The sequence below is a fragment of the Psychrobacillus sp. FSL K6-1464 genome (assembly GCF_038003145.1).
Classification (GTDB): Bacteria; Bacillota; Bacilli; order Bacillales_A; family Planococcaceae; genus Psychrobacillus; species Psychrobacillus psychrotolerans.
The window spans coordinates 581,290-599,120 of sequence record NZ_JBBOOP010000001.1 but is presented as its reverse complement, the minus strand read 5'-3'; the positions used below and the strand labels follow the sequence as shown (position 1 = coordinate 599,120).

16 protein-coding genes and 1 riboswitch are annotated in these 17,831 nt (G+C 39.0%); of the genes, 3 read left to right on the top strand and 13 right to left on the bottom strand.

Annotated elements, in window-relative coordinates; translation table 11 throughout:
• The 8 genes from MKX39_RS02970 to MKX39_RS02935 form a co-directional block, all read right to left on the bottom strand.
• The gene (locus MKX39_RS02970) at nt 1-531 is read right to left on the bottom strand and encodes a bifunctional adenosylcobinamide kinase/adenosylcobinamide-phosphate guanylyltransferase (protein WP_340768217.1); all 531 of its coding nucleotides are present in this window, start codon (nt 529-531) and stop codon (nt 1-3) included.
• Entirely contained in the window at nt 504-1,580 is a 1,077-nt protein-coding gene (locus MKX39_RS02965) for a pyridoxal phosphate-dependent aminotransferase (RefSeq protein ID WP_340768216.1), read from the bottom strand. Before MKX39_RS02965 ends, MKX39_RS02970 begins: the two co-directional genes overlap by 28 nt.
• A complete protein-coding gene (gene cbiB, locus MKX39_RS02960; protein WP_340768215.1) occupies nt 1,567-2,526 on the bottom strand; it encodes an adenosylcobinamide-phosphate synthase CbiB in 960 nt (319 codons plus the stop codon). Before cbiB ends, MKX39_RS02965 begins: the two co-directional genes overlap by 14 nt.
• Nucleotides 2,526-3,998 (bottom strand): adenosylcobinamide amidohydrolase, encoded by a 1,473-nt coding sequence (locus MKX39_RS02955; protein WP_340761449.1) that lies wholly within the window; start codon nt 3,996-3,998, stop codon nt 2,526-2,528. The genes cbiB and MKX39_RS02955 overlap by 1 nt, the downstream gene beginning before the upstream one ends.
• Nucleotides 3,999-4,002: 4 nt before the next feature.
• Entirely contained in the window at nt 4,003-4,986 is a 984-nt protein-coding gene (locus tag MKX39_RS02950) for a FecCD family ABC transporter permease (RefSeq protein ID WP_419958817.1), read from the bottom strand.
• A gap of 4 nt (nt 4,987-4,990) precedes the next feature.
• Nucleotides 4,991-5,944 carry an ABC transporter substrate-binding protein gene (locus tag MKX39_RS02945; RefSeq protein WP_340768213.1) on the bottom strand — a complete coding sequence of 318 codons (954 nt, stop codon included), beginning with the start codon at nt 5,942-5,944 and terminating at the stop codon, nt 4,991-4,993.
• Between the two features lie 122 nt (nt 5,945-6,066).
• Nucleotides 6,067-6,207: riboswitch (cobalamin riboswitch) on the bottom strand.
• 448 nt (nt 6,208-6,655) lie between these two features.
• A complete protein-coding gene (gene argS / locus MKX39_RS02940; protein WP_093535823.1) occupies nt 6,656-8,323 on the bottom strand; it encodes an arginine--tRNA ligase in 1,668 nt (555 codons plus the stop codon).
• Complete coding sequence (locus MKX39_RS02935) at nt 8,324-8,743, bottom strand: DUF1934 domain-containing protein (RefSeq protein WP_175496207.1); 420 nt, start codon at nt 8,741-8,743, stop codon at nt 8,324-8,326.
• A 213-nt stretch (nt 8,744-8,956) separates the two neighbouring features.
• Here MKX39_RS02935 and MKX39_RS02930 point away from each other — a divergent pair, with 213 nt between their 5' ends.
• Complete coding sequence (locus MKX39_RS02930) at nt 8,957-10,045, top strand: diguanylate cyclase (protein ID WP_340768212.1); 1,089 nt, start codon at nt 8,957-8,959, stop codon at nt 10,043-10,045.
• Nucleotides 10,046-10,190: 145 nt separating this feature from the next.
• On the opposite strand, the gene speB is transcribed toward MKX39_RS02930, so the two are convergent.
• Together speB and speE are read right to left on the bottom strand one after the other, a co-directional pair.
• A complete protein-coding gene (gene speB / locus MKX39_RS02925) occupies nt 10,191-11,063 on the bottom strand; it encodes an agmatinase (protein WP_340761443.1) in 873 nt (290 codons plus the stop codon).
• Between the two features lie 4 nt (nt 11,064-11,067).
• Nucleotides 11,068-11,901, bottom strand: coding sequence for a spermidine synthase (gene speE, locus MKX39_RS02920; protein ID WP_340768211.1), 834 nt, complete (start codon nt 11,899-11,901; stop codon nt 11,068-11,070).
• 167 nt (nt 11,902-12,068) lie between these two features.
• Here speE and MKX39_RS02915 point away from each other — a divergent pair, with 167 nt between their 5' ends.
• Complete coding sequence (locus tag MKX39_RS02915) at nt 12,069-14,135, top strand: transglycosylase domain-containing protein (RefSeq protein ID WP_340768210.1); 2,067 nt, start codon at nt 12,069-12,071, stop codon at nt 14,133-14,135.
• 344 nt (nt 14,136-14,479) lie between these two features.
• On the opposite strand, the gene MKX39_RS02910 is transcribed toward MKX39_RS02915, so the two are convergent.
• Complete coding sequence (locus MKX39_RS02910; RefSeq protein ID WP_340761441.1) at nt 14,480-15,001, bottom strand: YwhD family protein; 522 nt, start codon at nt 14,999-15,001, stop codon at nt 14,480-14,482.
• A gap of 66 nt (nt 15,002-15,067) precedes the next feature.
• Between MKX39_RS02910 and MKX39_RS02905 the strand changes: the two genes are divergently transcribed.
• A complete protein-coding gene (locus MKX39_RS02905) occupies nt 15,068-15,253 on the top strand; it encodes a 2-hydroxymuconate tautomerase (RefSeq protein WP_093535837.1) in 186 nt (61 codons plus the stop codon).
• Between the two features lie 739 nt (nt 15,254-15,992).
• Here MKX39_RS02905 and MKX39_RS02900 read toward each other — a convergent pair.
• Both MKX39_RS02900 and MKX39_RS02895 read right to left on the bottom strand, forming a co-directional pair.
• The gene (locus MKX39_RS02900) at nt 15,993-16,508 is read right to left on the bottom strand and encodes a YwgA family protein (RefSeq protein WP_093535839.1); all 516 of its coding nucleotides are present in this window, start codon (nt 16,506-16,508) and stop codon (nt 15,993-15,995) included.
• A gap of 26 nt (nt 16,509-16,534) precedes the next feature.
• Nucleotides 16,535-17,830, bottom strand: a complete 1,296-nt coding sequence (locus MKX39_RS02895; RefSeq protein ID WP_093535841.1) for an HD domain-containing protein — start codon at nt 17,828-17,830, stop codon at nt 16,535-16,537.
• Nucleotide 17,831: the final 1 nt, after the last annotated feature.

Below are 17,831 nucleotides of genomic sequence, written 5' to 3'. Positions count from 1 at the left end.
TCACTTCCACTGGTGGCTTAAGCCATACTCCATCTCAAAGGCATGATCTGCCATCGCTACAAGCTTTTGATGAATTCTTCCAATCCAAGATTGATAAAGCGCTGTATCTTCATAATTTGATAAAGGTTCGTCGAGCACTTCATTTGAAACAATGACGACTAGTTTAGCTTTTTCTAATAACTGGTCAATTGTTTCATACAATTGCTCTTCTACTGATTCCATTTGTCCATCATAGAGTTCGTTCGCTAACCAAGTAGTGACACAATCCCATAAGATACCGTCTCCCTTTTGGATGTGAGGAAGGACCTGCTCAAAATGGCTTGGTTGCTCAATCGTTATCCATTCGACTAGGTAGTTTTCACGATCGTCTTGGTGCCTTTTTATGCGTTCGCCCATTTCATTATCTACCGCAACGCCAGAAGCGATGTACACATTTCGTTTTGCTAACCTATCCATTAAATAATGTTCAGCAAAACTACTTTTGCCACTGCGCACACCTCCCGTTATGAAGATAAGTTTTCCTCGAACCATGCGCTCATCTCCTTTTGCAAGAACTTCATTTGAGGCTCCTCTTTCATCCCCACACGAAACCATTTGCCGTTAAGTCCTTTGAAGTTTTCTGTATGGCGAAGTACACAACCTTTATGTAACAAACTTTCGAAAAACTCCTTTGAAAGAGCAGGATCTGGCAATTGAAAACAAATAAAATTTGTTTGAGATGGTAGCACGATACAATTCCATCTCTCTAGAAACGCTGTCATTTGCTCTCGCATTTCTTTTGCAAATGCAATTGCTGTTATTCGGTAGTCTTCTTCTAGCAAACAGTCAGCTCCGACTGTCGTGGCAATCGCATTACTATTCCAATGTGATATTCTCGAACGGATATCGCTAACGATGGTTTTACTAGCCAGCGCGTACCCAAGACGAATTCCCGGAATAGCGTACATTTTCGTCATTGAGCGTACAACAATAACATTTGGAAAATCTTTTAAATAAGGGATAAATGATTCTTTTTCATCTATAAAATCGAGAAATGCTTCATCTAAAATAACTTCACACTTATACGTCTTCGCATAATTTGCTATTTGAATAATTTCTTCTAATGGAATTAAATACCCGGTCGGATTATTTGGTCTACAAATGTAAATTGCTTCCGCAAACTCTACTTCATCGAGCACTTCATCCAAAGGAAGTTTCCCAGTTGCAATTATTTCCTTGATGTACACATTGTAAGGAGTAAGAGTTGCTTCATATTCAGAAAAAGTTGGATGAACCAATACAACGCGTTTATTTTCATATCTTTTTGCAAGGCTTGCGAATATTTCTGCTGCTCCATTTCCAACTATTACATTTTCTACTGGTACACCGTGAAATTTTGCAGCAGCTGATAAAAACGGTTCTCCCAGTGGATCTGGATATTTAGTAATTAGCTTTGCATACGTTGACCATTTTTCATGTACAAAAGTTGGCGGTCCTAGTGGGTTCACATTTTCACTATAATCGAAAACCGTTTCAGGCATGCTCATTCCTAGTTGTTCATAAACGTGATGAGCATTTGCTCCGTGATTAGGTAATGCCAAATAATATCCCTCCGATCACCATCATCCATAGCCAAAATAGAATGACAGCCGAATTCAAATGAGAGAGGCTGCTTAATATATGGTTTGGCGATAATGGAACTTCACCAATCCCCATAAGTGCACGATTAGAAACAGTTCCCTTGTATGTATTAATGCCCCCCAGTTGAATACCCAACTGATAAGCAGTTGCAGCTTCTAGATAGCCACTATTTGGACTTGGATGCTTTTTCGCATCCTGCCACCAGCCTTTCATCCGTTTACCAAAAGGCAACTTACTTTCTTTTTTGCCCCACAACATAATGATATAGCCCGTCAATCGACTCGGTATATAATTTGCAATATCATCTAACTTTGCAGCAGCATATCCGAATTCGGAGTACTTTTCATTTTTATAACCGACCATTGAATCGAGCGTATTGATCGCTTTATATAACCAAAGTCCTGGAGCACCGGCAAATACGAAGGCGTAAAAAAGCGGTGCGGTTATACCGTCACTAATATTTTCCGAAACTGTTTCCACGACGCCCCGTGTAATTTCTTGTTCGTTTAACTTCTCTGTATCTCGACCAACAATCCAGGAAAGTTTTTGTCTTGCTGACGGTAAATCTTTTGCTACCAGTGGTTTATACACATCCATTGCGGCTACCTTTAAACTCTTCTGGGCAAGCCCTGATGCGATTAGAATACTTTCCACTGCAATTCCGACCCATATATGAACGGAATAGGCACCTATTAGAATAGCTAAAGTGGCGAAGAAGGTAATGCCAACGACTATAATAACGAGTAAAACTCCTTTTGCTTTGCGAGCTCTTCCTTTATTCAACCAGCCTGTCAGTTTCGTGATGAGCTTTCCAATGAACTTTACGGGATGTGGCCAACTTGGTGGATCTCCAATTATTCGGTCTAGTATCAAACCAATTGCTATAGCTATAATATGCGGACCCATTATGATTCCCAACCTTTTGCTTTTTTGTAAACTTGAATAGCTTCCACAGTGCATTCATACACACCAAGTCCAATTTTCTTACCTATTTCAGTAATTGGTCCTGCATAAGGAATATGCGTCCCTTTTTGTGTTGCTGCTATTAACACACTATCCGTTGATGTTCCAGTGGCAATCGTTCCCGTTCGCGGATCCTTCACTTGCTCAAATGCGAGAGCTTTTGTTTTCGCTTCGGTGGCTGTAATAACAGATTGTATAAAAGCTTCGTCCGAAAGTTCCCCATTTACAATTACCCATGTATTAATCGTTCCTATTGCTGGAAGCATCTCTACTTCATATGCTCTAGAAACGTCCACGGCATTCCCTACTCCCGCAGTCACCATAATGATAATATTACCAAAAGGTGTCTTATACTCTTTGATGACGGCATCCGTTGTCCTTACCGCAGTCATCATTCCTACTGTATCAGCTTCAGAAAATCCGTTATTCGCCAAGTAGACGAGCATTTCTTCTTGTACATTATCACAAGCATAACTAGCATCTACTCTTCTATTGACGAAGTTTTTATACCAGCCACTTCCTGCATTAATGACCGCAGAAGACCATGTCTTCAATTGTATTTCTGCTTGAAAAAGGACATAATCTTCCGTTACTTTGAAGTTTTCAGCGTTGATAATCCGCTCCTTATAACGTTCCATTACGTCTGGCAAAATGGTCACTTGAGGTTTTGGACGCTCTGGATGTGAAGTAGTACTTACTCGTGCTTCATAAACTGCTTCCACTAGACTTTTCTTTACTACTTCCTGTGGTTCCCCGATTACTTTTATCTGCCCCTGATCCATCAGTAAGAGGCGATCACAGTATAAAGAGGCAAGATTTATATCATGAAAAATACTAATAACCGTAATTTCATTTTCTATCGTTTGTGTTTTTATAGTATCGAGTAACTGTTTTTGATGGGCAATATCTAGATGATTGGTAGGTTCATCCAGCAGGAGTATAGGTGCTTGCTGTGCAAGGGCCTGAGCTACAAATACTCGTTGTTGTTCCCCTCCTGACAGCAGTTCCAACAGCTGATGCTCATATCTTTGGATGGCCGTTAGCTTCATCGCAGCTTGAACCGCCGCTTCATCCTCGTTAGACCAACTAGAAAACCAGCCGCTTTGGTGGGGGTAACGTCCGAGTGAAACAGTATCCCGAACCGTATGAGAAAAAGCCTGACTATGTAATTGTGGAAGTACTGCCATTTTTTTTGCGAGCTCTTTAGAAGCAAAGGATTGAAGTGTTTTATCTTCAATAAGGACTTCTCCTGATTTCATTGGTAAAATGCCACTTATCAATTTTAGTAAGGTAGATTTACCACTTCCGTTCGGTCCTAATATGCCTAGCATTTCTCCCTTTTTCACTTGAAAGGAGACGTTTTGGACAACTAGCTTTTCGTCGTAACCACCTGAAACATTTTTTATCTCTAGCATGGTGTTAAACGCCTCCTTTTTTACGTTGTTTAAAGAATATAAATGCAAACACAGGTGCTCCGATAAATGCTGTAATAACACCAATTGGTAACTCAGTCGGTGAAATAATCGTACGAGATACCAGATCACAGATGATTAAAAGCGAAGCCCCGTTTATAAAGCTCAATGGTAATACATGGCGATTATCCGAGCCAAATAAAAGCCTAGTCATATGTGGCACAACTAGTCCTACAAAGCCAATCGTCCCTGACACAGAAACGGCCGTACCAGTTAGCATAGACCCACCAATAAGTATCATCATTTTGCGCTTTTTCACATCTACTCCTAAGTGCTTGGCACGTTCTTCCCCAAACAGCATGGCATTAAGCTCTCTTCTGTTTATCCACAATAAAAACGTTCCGATAATAACAAAAGGTAAGGCCATCTGCACAAAGCTCCAGCCTCGCATCGACACACTACCGAGCAACCACCCAATAATTTGACGCAACTCTTCACCAGTTAAAGCAATCATTAACGAAATTACAGATCCCAAAAAGGAACTAAAAATAATTCCTGTTAAAATAATCGTCTCCATTTTCATCCCACGATCTACTAGCTTGGCGAATGAAATAACTAATAGCATTGTCACTAACGCACCAACCATACTAAAGACAGGTAATGTAAATATCCCTAAAAACGGTATGGAAATCCCGAAAAAGAGCGTAGCCACAGCACCGACCGAGGCACCGGACGACACTCCTAATGTATAGGGGTCAGCAAGCGGGTTTTTAAGCAAACTTTGAAATGCAGCACCAGCAATCGCCAAAGATGCACCTACTAAACCAGCTAGTACCACTCGCGGCATACGAATCTTCCAAACGATATTGGTCGCTATCGCATCGGCCCCCGTATCCCATAACGTTTGGATCGGCACCTTCACAGAACCGACCGATACACCAAGCCAAATTGCTAACAAAAGCACAAAAATGGACATGATGTAACCGATCATTGATTTACTCACTAAAAGCCTCCGGATAGATTGCTTTCGCAACTTCTTCTAATCCTTCCACTAAACGTGGACCTTGTCTGCTCGTCGTGTCTTCATTTACTTGTATCACTGCATCATTTTGAATAGCAGTAACTGTATCAAATCCATCACGTTGTTTCACTTGTTCTACAATACCTTCTACGTAATCGTATGTGATAAGCATTACATCTGGGTTACGACTTACAATTTCTTCGGGATCAATTTTTACCCAACCTTCTTGATCCTCCATAATATTTGTAGCATTCAACATATTTAATATCTCTTGCATGAACGTTCCATTCCCTGTTGTATAAATTTCTGGAACATCCGAAGTCTCAACAAATACAGTTTTCTTCGATTCTACTTTTTGTACTTTTTGTTGGATATCTTCTACTTTTACTTTCATGTCTTCTACAATTTTTTGGGCTTCTTTAAGTTTCCCAGTAGCTCGACCCATTTCTTCAATAGTTGTATATGTTTCAGCAAAATCCTTAGCGTCACTCACCACATACACCAAAATATTCGAATCACGTAGTTGTTGCAGTCCAGCTTCCGCCATTCCTACAATCGATTCATGCGCAAACACAATGTCCGGATCTAACGAAAGGATTTTTTCCACATTGAACTCCATGCCACCGATTTTTTCTTTCTCTAATGCCTCTTCTGGATAGCTTTCAAAATCGTTTACCCCTATAATTTCCTCATTCAACCCAAGTGCAAATAAGATCTCTGTATTACTAGGAATCATGGAGATGATTTTCTCCGGAGCTGCCTCTAACGTAACTTCTTCTCCAACGGCATCCGTCAATGTCATTGGGAATTCTATATTTTCACTGGCCGACTGCTCCGTCTCAGTACTTTCTACCTTTTTCGTTTCTTCCTGTGCGCATCCAACTAATAAAAGTACCGCCATTACAGCGATTAACCATCGTTTTTTCATTTTACATTCCTCCTAATTTAGACAATAAAAAATCTCCCATCCTATGATGAGAGATAGATAGGTATAAACCTGCGCGAAGTCACAACGAGCCAGATTTACACCAAACCTATCCTCGTAGGTAACGGGTGCAAAGCATATAGGCAGGTTTTCTGACTCGTGATATGTTCTATCACTTACAGTGGCGGGACCGTGCTGGACTTTAACCAGCTTCCCTTTTAACTCCAGCAATCCATTGCGAGAGCACCTCTATGCATTAAATTATTCATATTGCTTTGCCTTCATTATACCTTATTTTGTATACCTGTCGACTTCGTTTTGAGGAAAGCGTTGTCTGACCTTTTTACTGGTGGATAGTGGGAGACTCTCTCTTACATGACGATGTTGCTCTCGTATAGATTGAAATCTCTCTCGTATAGATCATTAGCTCTCTCATATAGATGGGTCAATCTCGTATAGGACAGATACACTCTCGTGTAGGCTTCGATTACTCTCGTATAGATGCTCATCTCTCTCTTATAAGTGGTTACTTGCGTTCGATTGTTGTTTACTCACTCTCAGCCGACTTTTACTGGCGCTTAAGTTGGAAATACTACTTGCCGACGTGCCCTGTTTATTTGCTGTTGGAGGCTATGAGGATATTTTCTCCAAATTTACTCTCTTTATTCGAAGCAGAATTACAAAAACCCTCGACCGAAGTCGAGGGTTTGCTATTTACATTTGTTCCGGAGCAGATACACCTAGTAAACGTAAGGCATTTGCAATTGTTTCTCGCGCAGCAGTTACTAGTGCCAGACGAGCTTCTGTTTGAGGAAGATTATCCGCATTTAATACTTTGTCTGCGTTATAGAAGCTATGGAAAGTCGTTGCTAGTTCTTGGATATAGATTGCAATACGGTGAGGAGCACGAAGTTTTGCAGCATCTGCAACTATCTGTGGGAAGTCACCAATTTTTTTAAGTAAGTCTAATTCTTTTTCACTTTGCAATAATTCAAGTGAATCAGTCGACACTTTCATTCCTTGCGTTTCTGCTGAACGTAAAATCGAACAAATACGTGCGTGTGCATATTGCGCGTAGAATACTGGGTTTTCATTGGATTGAGAAACAGCTAAGTCTAAATCGAAATCCATATGTGAGTCACCTGAACGCATACCGAAGAAATAACGTACTGCATCCAGTCCTACTTCTTCTACAAGTTCACGCATGGTAACAGCTTTACCTGTACGTTTACTCATTTTCATTTTTTCGCCGTCTTTATATAATTGGACCATTTGAATAATCGATACTTCTAGTTTTTCACGCTCATATCCAAGTGCTTCAATGGCTGCTTTCATACGTGGAATGTAGCCATGGTGGTCTGCTCCCCAAATATTAATCAGTTGATCGAATCCACGAACTAACTTATCTTCATGGTACGCAATATCTGGTAATAAATAAGTGAAAGAACCATCACCTTTAATAAGCACGCGATCCTTATCATCTCCAAATGTCGTCGAACGGAACCATGTAGCTCCTTCTTCTTCAAAAATATGACCATTCGCACGTAACTTATCTAAAGCCACTTCAATTTTGCCGTTCTCATATAAAGAAGTTTCCGAGAACCAGTTATCAAAACCAACACGGAAATCAGCTAAGTCTTTTTGTAGTTTTGCAAGCTCTACTTTTAGCCCATGTGCACGGAATGCTTTGTAGCGTTCTTCATCTGACATGGAGACAAATTTATCGCCATGTTCTGCAACAAGAGCTGCAGCAATATCGATAATATCTTGCCCGTGATAGCCACCTTCAGGCATTTCTTTGTCTAATCCTTGAGCTTGGAAGTAACGAGCTTCAATGGAGATCGCTAAGTTATGAATTTGGTTTCCTGCGTCATTAATATAATATTCACGAGCAACATCAAATCCAGCAAAATCAAGAACGTTACTTAAAGAATCACCTACAGATGCCCCACGTGCATGTCCTAAATGTAAATCACCAGTTGGATTTGCAGAAACAAATTCTACTTGAATTTTCTCTCCAGCACCTGAAGTTGAGCGGCCGTAGTTTTCTTTTTCTGTTAAAGCAGCCTTCACTACATCTTGTAAGTAATCTTTACGAACAGTAATATTCATAAATCCTGGACCTGCAATATCCACTTTTTCCATCATTGTTCCAGATAACTCTAGGTTTTCTATGATTGCCTCCGCCACTTGACGAGGATTCTTTTTCGCAAGTTTTGTTAATTGCATCGCAATATTTGTTGCATAGTCCCCATTTGCTTTGTCTCTTGGAGTTTCAAGTTGGATAGTTGGAATTTGCTCTTCCGTTACAAGTTCTGCTTTCACTATTGCCTGTTGCAATGCATCTTTAATGGTTTGTTGTAGCTTTTCTACTGCGTTCATTTATTCCGCCTCCGTATAAGTTAGTTCTAATGTATATGTACCGGCCACTTCTTCATTTATAATTAGCTCATATTCCACTTGAAAGCGTCCAACCTCAAAGTGTAAGTGTTTCGTATTTGTTGTAATAATCATTGTCCCATATTGAGTTTCATAGCTCCCAGTTTGGAACTCTCCACGTTCAAGAGGCAAACGCATTTTGACTCCACCACTTCGTAATATCAAGGCATTCTGCCCACTTAGTTTCACAGTCGTTCGAATAGTCTTTTCATTTTGAGATTCTTCATAAACTAAATAATTTTGTTCGCCTTTTAGTGTTAAAATGCCTTTTGTTTTTATATTGATTGTTTCTTCTTGGACATTTGGATGACGAATTGTAGAAACTAATTGTACTTTTACTGTCTTTTGTACTGGTGTAGACATGCTTAACATCCTTTGTAGATATTTTATTTATGTCAGCTTCTCAGTTGGCAATAACTAGCGATAGGAAGCTTATTCACACTAACGTTGCATTTTACTATAACCTTCATATTATAGCTTAAATTTAACGTTTATGACAACCAATTGCATAAAAATGTATACCATATTTAGTCTAAAAGGCTATAATAGATTCAGATTATTAAGAAGGTGACTCTATTGCTAATTGACTTTATTATTAACTTTTGTATTCTTTTTACTTTTGCAATTCTTACCTACATACCATTTCAAAACAAATTAAATGTTTATATTCCATCTTCTAAATACACCCCTTTTATACTTGGATTGTTAAGTGGACTTACTGGTTGTTTGTTAATGTTAACTGCTATAAACATTACTGATGTCGTTATTATGGACGGAAGAATGGCTGTTATTGCATTATCCGGTGTCTTAGGAGGACCATTCGCACCTATTATAAGCGGCATTATTATCGGAGTGTTCCGTTTGTTTATGTACGGATATTCTACAAGTGCTCTAATAGCAGGAAGTAGCACTATTATAGTGGGATTGGTTATTGGAGTTTGCAGTTGGAAGAAAACAATGACCTTTCAAAACGTCCCTTACTTTTTTGGTTATTCCATCATACAAACTTCTATTGTTTTAGGTTTCTTAGGCAGTTGGAAATTTGAAACGTCGTTAGCTATTATCAGTTTTATCATATTTTCAATCGTGTCTTTTTCCATTATTTTCATTACCCTTAAACAGCTAAGCTCTCTATTTGAAAAAATAAAGCATATTGAAGAGATATCTGTAACAGACTATCTTACGGGTCTATATAATAACCGTAAATTCCAAGAACATACTCAAAATCTTATAGCAAAAAATGAAATTTTTTCACTCCTATTACTAGACATAGACTATTTCAAAAAGGTCAACGATACATATGGGCACCCCGTTGGAGATGAAGTATTGAAAGAATTAGCACTCCGAATGAAAGATATTAGTAAACCTTTTGGGGGCATTGTTTCTCGAAATGGAGGAGAAGAGTTTTCCATACTGCTCCCAAATACTACAGATGAAAAAGCGTTGGAAGTTGCTGATCTAGTTCGACAATCAATAGAAAAGAAATTATTTCAAATCTCAACTGGAGAACAGTTAGATATAACTACTTCAGGCGGTATTAGTACTTTCCCACAAGATGCTGTAACCACACATGAATTATACAAACTTGCTGATGAAGCCCTTTACCTTGCTAAAACTTCTGGAAGAAATAAAGTAGTTCATATCAATCAAAATATATTGGTTTGATAAAAAAGTGATGCCCTTAGTTAGGACATCACTTTTTCTGCGTTCTATTTTACCCAGCCTAATATCATTTCTCTTAGAAGCTTCGAAGCAGTGTTTACTGTTTGCTCCTGCGCAAGCTCGTCGCAGTAACACCAGATACTCCGGTCTACTTAACCCAACCCAATATCATTTCACGTAGTAATTTACTAGCAGTGTTTACTGTTTGCTCTGATGGATCGTAATTTGGTGCTACTTCTACTAAATCGAAACCTACCACATTTACGCCGGAGTTTGCAATTGCGTGGATAGAAGCTAAAAGCTCACGACTTGTGATTCCGCCACAATCTACAGTTCCAGTTCCAGGTGCGTGCGCTGGGTCAAGAACGTCGATGTCAATTGTGACATAGACTGGACGCCCTTCAAGTGTTGGTAGCACTTTTTTCAAAGGCTCTAAAACTTCGAACTTGTGAATTTGCATACCATTTTCTTTTGCCCAGTCAAACTCTTCTTTCATGCCTGAACGAATTCCAAATGAATAGACGTTTTTAGGGCCGATATATTCAGCAATTTTACGAATAGGTGTCGAATGAGAAAGCGGTTCTCCTTCATACTCCTCGCGTAAATCTGTATGTGCATCCATATGGATAATGGCTAGATTATCATAGTTATCTGCCACTGTCCTCATGACAGGCCAGGACACTAGATGTTCTCCACCCATGCCTACTGGAATCTTCCCATTTATCAGTAATTGGCGGATAAAGCCTGCAATTAACTCTAAGCTTTTCTCTGCATTACCAAATGGTAAAGGAATATCCCCTGCATCAAAATAGTTCACATCATCTAGCTCGCGGTCAAGATACGGGCTATACTCCTCTAAACCTATTGAAGCTTCACGGATACGACCAGGACCAAAGCGTGATCCAGGACGATAGCTTACAGTCCAGTCCATTGGCATTCCATAAATGACTGCTTGTGCTTCATCATAATTTTGTTTGCTTTTTATAAAAACATTTCCTGAGTATTCTTCACTAAATCGCATAGCCTTACTCTCCTGCAAGATCTTTCACAAATTTTGGTAGTACAAATGCCGCTTTATGAAGCTCTTTTGTGTAATACTTTGTTTCAATATCAAAGAATTGCTCGTCCGGAACTTGGAGTGGATCATACTTTTTAGATCCAATTGTAAAGCACCAAAGTCCGCTTGGATATGTAGGAATGTTTGCCAAATACATATTAGTTATTGGGAAGATTTCCTTTACGTCTTTTTGAACTTGGCGGATTAAATCTGCCTTAAACCATGGGTTGTCCGATTGTGCAACGAATAGACCATCTTCTTTTAAAGCTCTAGAAATTCCAGCATAGAAACCTTTTGTAAATAGGTTTACTGCTGGTCCTACTGGTTCTGTAGAATCTACCATAATCACATCATATTCATTTTCAGATTCTGCAATATGCATGAAACCATCGCCTACTTGCACGTCTACGCGAGGATTTTCTAATTCACATGCGATTTCTGGTAAATATATTTTTGAATACTCAATTACTTTTCCATCTATATCAACAAGTGTAGCTTTCTTCACTTTTGGATGCTTCATAATTTCACGAATTACTCCACCGTCTCCACCACCAACTACTAACACATTTTCAGGGTTAGGATGTGTGAATAAAGGAACATGCGCAACCATTTCATGGTATACAAACTCATCTTTTTGAGAGGTCATTACCATGCCATCTAAGAAGAGCATATTTCCCCATTCTTCTGTTTCTGCCATTTCTAACAATTGAAAATCTGTTTGCTCGGTATGAAGAGTGCGATTCACCTTCATTGTGATGCCAAAATTCTCGGTTTGCTTCTCTGTAAACCAAAATCCAGCCATTTATCTATCTCCGTTTCTACAATAGTTTTTGGTATTTATAAAAAAAATAAATACATTGAAAGTATAGTGCTTTTTGACAAAAGTGCAATACTTTTTTGTTTGCCCGTTTAATTTGAATCTATTGTTCTCATACTAATGAAAACATCATTTAGAACGGAGTTGATTTAATGGGGCGTATTCAACATAGAAAAAAAGTCATACGAAGCAAACGATGGAAAAGGCTATTCCTTTTATGTGTTGCTGCTGGCTGTGCACTTTTGAGCGCATTCATCACGCTCCGAATATATGCTCAAATCGTTGGTGCTCCCATAATTCAAGTCCCAATTTCTTCTGTATTTTTAGACAGTCAAGGAAATGTTATCGGCGATCGCTTTGAGGACCAAAGGAGATATTGGATTTCATTGGAGGAAATGTCTCCTTTTTTACCTCAAGCCACTGTGGCGGTAGAAGACCAGGAGTTTTATGAGCATCATGGATTTGATTATTCACGGATTGCTGGAGCCATTTTAAAGGATATAAAAGCTGGAAAAAAAGTAGAAGGAGCCAGTACAATTACGCAGCAATATGCTCGTAATTTGTTTCTTACCCATGAAAAGTCTTGGACTCGAAAGATAAATGAAGCACTATATGCCTACCGATTAGAGCTTTTCTACGATAAGGACGAACTGTTAGAAGGTTATTTGAATACAGTGTACTTTGGTCATGGTATGTATGGCGTCGAGGCAGCGAGTAGATTCTATTTTGCGAAAAGCGCTAAATCTTTGACTCTAGCAGAATCCGCCCTATTAGTTGGAATACCGAAAGGCCCTACCTATTATTCACCGTTAGTAAATGAAGAAAAAGCAGTTACTCGTCAGCAACTAATCCTAACATTGATGGAAAACCAACAAAAGATAACTGCTGACCAAAAGGAACGAGCATTCAATGAAAATTATGTATTAAAAGCAGAGGACTCTCTAATAAAGCAAAAAACGGCCCCTTACTTTTTAGAAGAAGTGTGGAAAGAAGCAACAGAAATCACTTTGGAAAATGGTCGCCGTATTGAAGAAGGTGGATGGACAATTGAAACCACTTTAAACAAAAAACATCAACAAGTAGCGGAAGAAATAGTTGAAAAATGGATGCCAAAAGGAGAACTACAAATAGGATTTGTAAGTATGGAACCAGATACTGGTTATGTAACTGCAATGCTCGGTGGAAGAAATTTCACGGATAGTCCCTTCAACCGAGTTACACAAGCAAAAAGGCAGCCAGGTTCTACCATCAAAGCGTTATTATTTGCAGCAGCCTTAGAAAACGGATTCTCTCCGCTCACTTATATGAAAAGTGAGCGTACTATTTTCACATACGATAATGGCCGCCAAGAATATGAACCTAAAAATGTGAACGGGGAGTTCGCTGGTCATCCTATTTCATTGGCACAGGCCCTCGCTATTTCCGATAATATTTATGCCGTTAAAACGTTAGAACAAATTGGATATAAACCTTTTCAACGGTTAACAGAAAGATTTAATCTAGATATGAAGGTAAAGGATGCTCCCTCTACTGCTCTCGGTACAACAGAAGTTTCGCTATTAGAAATGACAAAAGTTTATAACACTATATCTGCTGGTGGAATTCAGAAAAAACCTAAGTATATAACAAAAATAACTGATAAAAGCGGGAACGTCATTTATGATATAGAGAACAATGAGGAAAAAGGGAAAAAAGTTTTAAGCGAACAGGACTCGTTTATACTATCCCATTTACTAACAGGAATGTTCGACCCCGTTTTCAACGACTATTCACCTGCTACAGGGATAAGTATTCGAGCAAAACAAACCAGACCATATGCAGCAAAGTCTGGAACTACAAATACAGACCAATATTTGATAGGCTTCTCACCTCAATTAACAGCAGGTGTATGGAATGGCTATGATCAAGGTAAACAAGTAAGTGATGCGGAGGCAAGACAAGTAACGAAACAAGTTTGGATTGAATTTATGGAAGCTGTTCACCAAGGACTTCCCGTTGAGCCTTTCATAGCCCCGGACGGTGTACAGGGCGTCATTGTCGATATAGAAACAGGTGGAATCGCTACATCTGCTTGTGAAAAACAGCGACTAGTTTACATGAAACAAAAAGATGTTCCAACTAAGCTTTGCACCGACCCTAAATTGAAGCAGCAAACATTCGAGGAGAGTGTGGAAGAATCTGAACCGTGGTCCATTTTCCCATTTAATTTGTTTGAGTAGAACTTGGAGAATTGATTGAATAATGATGAAAACCAATGGAAAAAAATCAGAAATTGGTCGTATTTCGTTATCGTTATAATCGTATGAATTCCTTCCACTAATGCGTTGTTCGTTTTATAAGCATAATAAAAAGCTTACTGCCACCTATAATTAGGTAGTAGTAAGCTTTTTCTTAGCTTAACTTTCTGTAAAAGAATGCGGTCATTGGAATGGGTGGTCAATTCACGCATACATTTTACCTACTTGCGTCCACTAAGTGTCCTAGCATTACTTGGAAGTAAGCTTTATCTAAATTGTACTGTCTTTTCGTCTTTAATTCAACTACCTAACGGACTATTTGTATACTAGGCTTCGACAGATAGGTCTTGATGTAGTTTTTCTTCACTTCTATCCCACATTTCTCTGTTATGAGACTGTAAAAATTCACGTAAAATATTTTTTGAGCGGTCATCCATAAAATCGACTAAAATATGACGTTTCATTGATTTGTCCATGCGATTAACGTGATCAGCTAAATTCTTATAGCCGCGACGTTTTTCTCGGTTAATAACCATTTCACAAGCACTGACCCCAGCATAATATGGTCCTTGTGGATTATAATCGATCGTCACCCAAACAAGCCAATACGATTTCCCTCCCAGGGAGTCTTCTCGGTTCGTTGTAAACTTAATGCCTCGCTCTGTATCACTTCTTGCATGCATTGCTCCAACTTCTACCCTAGCAAGGTCTTCTTCTATATCAATAATGACTGGAGATACATTCTCTAATGATAGAGAACCTATACCGAATCCCTTATGTCCGTCAGTCGGATCATTTTTAATAATCGTGAAGCCTACCTTTTGTTTTGGTTTTTCTTCGTTCGTCATTCGACAGTTCCCTCCATTCTGTTATGATACTAGTATACAGAAAAGTTCACTAAAGGAGGAAATGAAATGCCATATGTCACAGTAAAAATGCTTGAAGGACGTACCGACGAGCAAAAAAGAGCATTAGTGGAGAAGGTAACTGCTGCTGTTTCCGAAACAGTTAATGCACCAATCGAGAATGTTACTGTATTCATCGAAGAAATGCCGAAGAATCATTATGGAACTGCAGGCAAGTTATTTAGTGATCGATAATTAAACAGAGACGGACCCTTTTTTTAAGGGTTCTTTTTTTATGCAGAAAGTATATGTGTGTGAACAACAGGTCATGGGAATTGAAAGAATAAAATATACTACTGATTTCCATTACAGGTGGACGCGTTCCGCGGGGTGAGCGGTGGAGCCATCACCGTCGCTAACGCGTCGCTGTGATGTCTCACCTGTCTCACTCATCCCGCCGGAGTCGCCACCTTTCACTACAACCAATTGAGCAAGTGGTACTCAACTATAAGATAGAGCATAGTTTATCGCTTAGATAATAAGAGTAGTCAAAGTTAATTTAGGGAAAAAACCGTCAGTTCTATTAGGTATACTATTTTTCAAGAAATTTGAAGAAAGAATTTTCTTTTATAAGAGTTCATTTCATCGTTACTAATTTTTAAAATAAAATATGTATATTTATGTGGTATTTTATCCAATTATCCGATTATATAAAGCGAAACTGGTTGATTGGAGCGCAAGGTGACGACTCCAGTGGGAACAGCGCGAGCTGAAAGCCCCGCAGGAAAGGCATTGGTCAAACTTTGTCAGACCAATGTCTTTGCGACGAGTAACCGCAGGAGCATATGTTTTCGTAGTGACGAGCAGATTGAAGCCGTGCCCACGGGAAGCGTCCGCCTGGAGCGGAAATTACTTGTGCCCGTATCATACTTGCGTTCAGCTGCGCTAACTTGTATTTCCGGAACGGATGAATTCTCCAAAAGAAAAAGCCATCCTATTGGATAGCTCTTTCGTTCATGAGGTTCATGACAAATGTGAAGGCCTCGTCGATTTCTTCTTTTGAAAAATTGAGTTTTCCTTTTACGACATGAAGTTTTTCGATTTGCTCTTCTTTTGGGAGATAATCGAAATATAATAACGTCGATACTAGTTCAAGGAAACGGGAACTTTTATCTTTCATTTGGTTAATGCATGCTACCAAATCTCTTGGTGCTTCAGGAACTTGAGCCATTTTAGTAAAATGCTCACCTGCGTCAGTCATTTGGTATTTATATTGTACATAGGAGCCTTTGTCTTGGCGTTCTTCTTGTAGGAATCCCATATTACATAATTCTTCGATCCGTAAGGTAAGCTCTTCTGAATAAGGGCCATAAAAATGGAATTCGTATTTTTCCTTGTATGGATATTGAAGTTTTTTTGCGATGTAAATCATTTTTTGCAGTTTTTTCCGACCCGTAATGCCATCCGCTGCTCCGATAAATTGCACAACTTTTGCATGTTCTTCTATCACTTAGACCCCTCCTTTACTTCAAATCATTAAGTTAATAAATCGAGTATTTGTTTTTTCAATGCTTTTTTCTTTCCGTCCTTCGTCAAGATATCTTCTGGAAAGTACAATTTATGGTCTGTTCTTCTTTTCCCAGAGATTGCCTCTACAATATCCGATTCACGTGATAGCTCACGAATTTCTCCGTTAGGCTTTAGCAAATGTATTGGAATTCGTTCGCCTTCTTCTCCTGGACGGTAAAAATCATATGGTAGATCTGAAGAGGAATCGAACACTAAGTAATACTCTGGATCTATACCCGCTTTTTTGAATAGTAATTCTAATTCTTTCATCTTCATATAATCTTTCGCTAAATCGAACTCTATATATTGAAATAGCTTCCGGTTCACAAAACGATCGCTCAAATCCGATAGAATGGGATCATCTTCTGACATCCATAACTGAAAATAAGTTAATAATACCCCTTCATCTAAAGCAAGGTACTCATTTAAAGTATATGTACCATCAAAGAATCCTCTAAAATGAGTCGGTTGCTGTTTAAAATCATAACCCATTTTACTCAATGCTTTTGCTCGATGTAGAACTTTCGTCAAAATTACTTCGGCACTACGGGAAACTGGATGGAAATATACTTGCCAATACATTTGATATCTACTCATTATATAATCTTCCACTGCATGCATTCCACTCGATTTGATGACTACTTGGTCTTCTCTTGGTCGCATGACACGCAAAATTCTTTCCATATCGAAATGTCCATAACTTACCCCAGTAAAATAAGCATCTCTTTGCAAGTAATCCATACGGTCAGCATCTATTTGACTGGATATTAAACTTACTACCTGCTTGTTTGGATATGTTTTACCGATAACATCGGCAACTCGTTGCGGAAAATCTTCGCTAACTCTTTTTAGTATCTTATTGACATCCGTATCGCCAAGTATTATTTGTTGGGTGAAATATTCATGGTCTAACCCAAATACATTCTCAAATGCATGAGAAAATGGGCCGTGCCCTAAATCATGGAGAAGAGCAGCACATAATACTACTAGCCTTTCTGAATCATCCCATTCTGGACGTCCACTAAAGCTATCATCTACGATTCTTCTCACAATTTCGTACACACCTAGTGAGTGATTAAAACGGCTATGTTCGGCACCATGAAAAACTAGATATGTAGTTCCGAGCTGTTTAATCCGGCGAAGTCGTTGAAACTCTTTTGCTCCGATAACATCCCAGATGACCTGATCACGAACGTGGATATAGCGGTGAACTGGATCTTTAAACACTTTTTCTTCTGCTAGCTTTTGTGTCGCATAGCTCATT

Excerpts from the sequence above, each read along its gene's own strand:
- argS (WP_093535823.1), bottom strand. The coding sequence starts at position 8,323 with ATGAACGCAGTAGAAAAGCTACAACAAACCATTAAAGATGCATTGCAA.
- MKX39_RS02905 (WP_093535837.1), top strand. The coding sequence starts at position 15,068 with ATGCCATATGTCACAGTAAAAATGCTTGAAGGACGTACCGACGAGCAA.
- speB (WP_340761443.1), bottom strand. The coding sequence starts at position 11,063 with ATGCGATTTAGTGAAGAATACTCAGGAAATGTTTTTATAAAAAGCAAA.
- speE (WP_340768211.1), bottom strand. The coding sequence starts at position 11,901 with ATGGCTGGATTTTGGTTTACAGAGAAGCAAACCGAGAATTTTGGCATC.
- MKX39_RS02955 (WP_340761449.1), bottom strand. The coding sequence starts at position 3,998 with ATGCTAGAGATAAAAAATGTTTCAGGTGGTTACGACGAAAAGCTAGTT.
- MKX39_RS02915 (WP_340768210.1), top strand. The coding sequence starts at position 12,069 with ATGGGGCGTATTCAACATAGAAAAAAAGTCATACGAAGCAAACGATGG.
- MKX39_RS02910 (WP_340761441.1), bottom strand. The coding sequence starts at position 15,001 with ATGACGAACGAAGAAAAACCAAAACAAAAGGTAGGCTTCACGATTATT.
- MKX39_RS02945 (WP_340768213.1), bottom strand. The coding sequence starts at position 5,944 with ATGAAAAAACGATGGTTAATCGCTGTAATGGCGGTACTTTTATTAGTT.
- MKX39_RS02895 (WP_093535841.1), bottom strand. The coding sequence starts at position 17,830 with ATGAGCTATGCGACACAAAAGCTAGCAGAAGAAAAAGTGTTTAAAGAT.
- cbiB (WP_340768215.1), bottom strand. The coding sequence starts at position 2,526 with ATGGGTCCGCATATTATAGCTATAGCAATTGGTTTGATACTAGACCGA.
- MKX39_RS02935 (WP_175496207.1), bottom strand. The coding sequence starts at position 8,743 with ATGTCTACACCAGTACAAAAGACAGTAAAAGTACAATTAGTTTCTACA.
- MKX39_RS02950 (WP_419958817.1), bottom strand. The coding sequence starts at position 4,986 with ATGATCGGTTACATCATGTCCATTTTTGTGCTTTTGTTAGCAATTTGG.
- MKX39_RS02970 (WP_340768217.1), bottom strand. The coding sequence starts at position 531 with ATGGTTCGAGGAAAACTTATCTTCATAACGGGAGGTGTGCGCAGTGGC.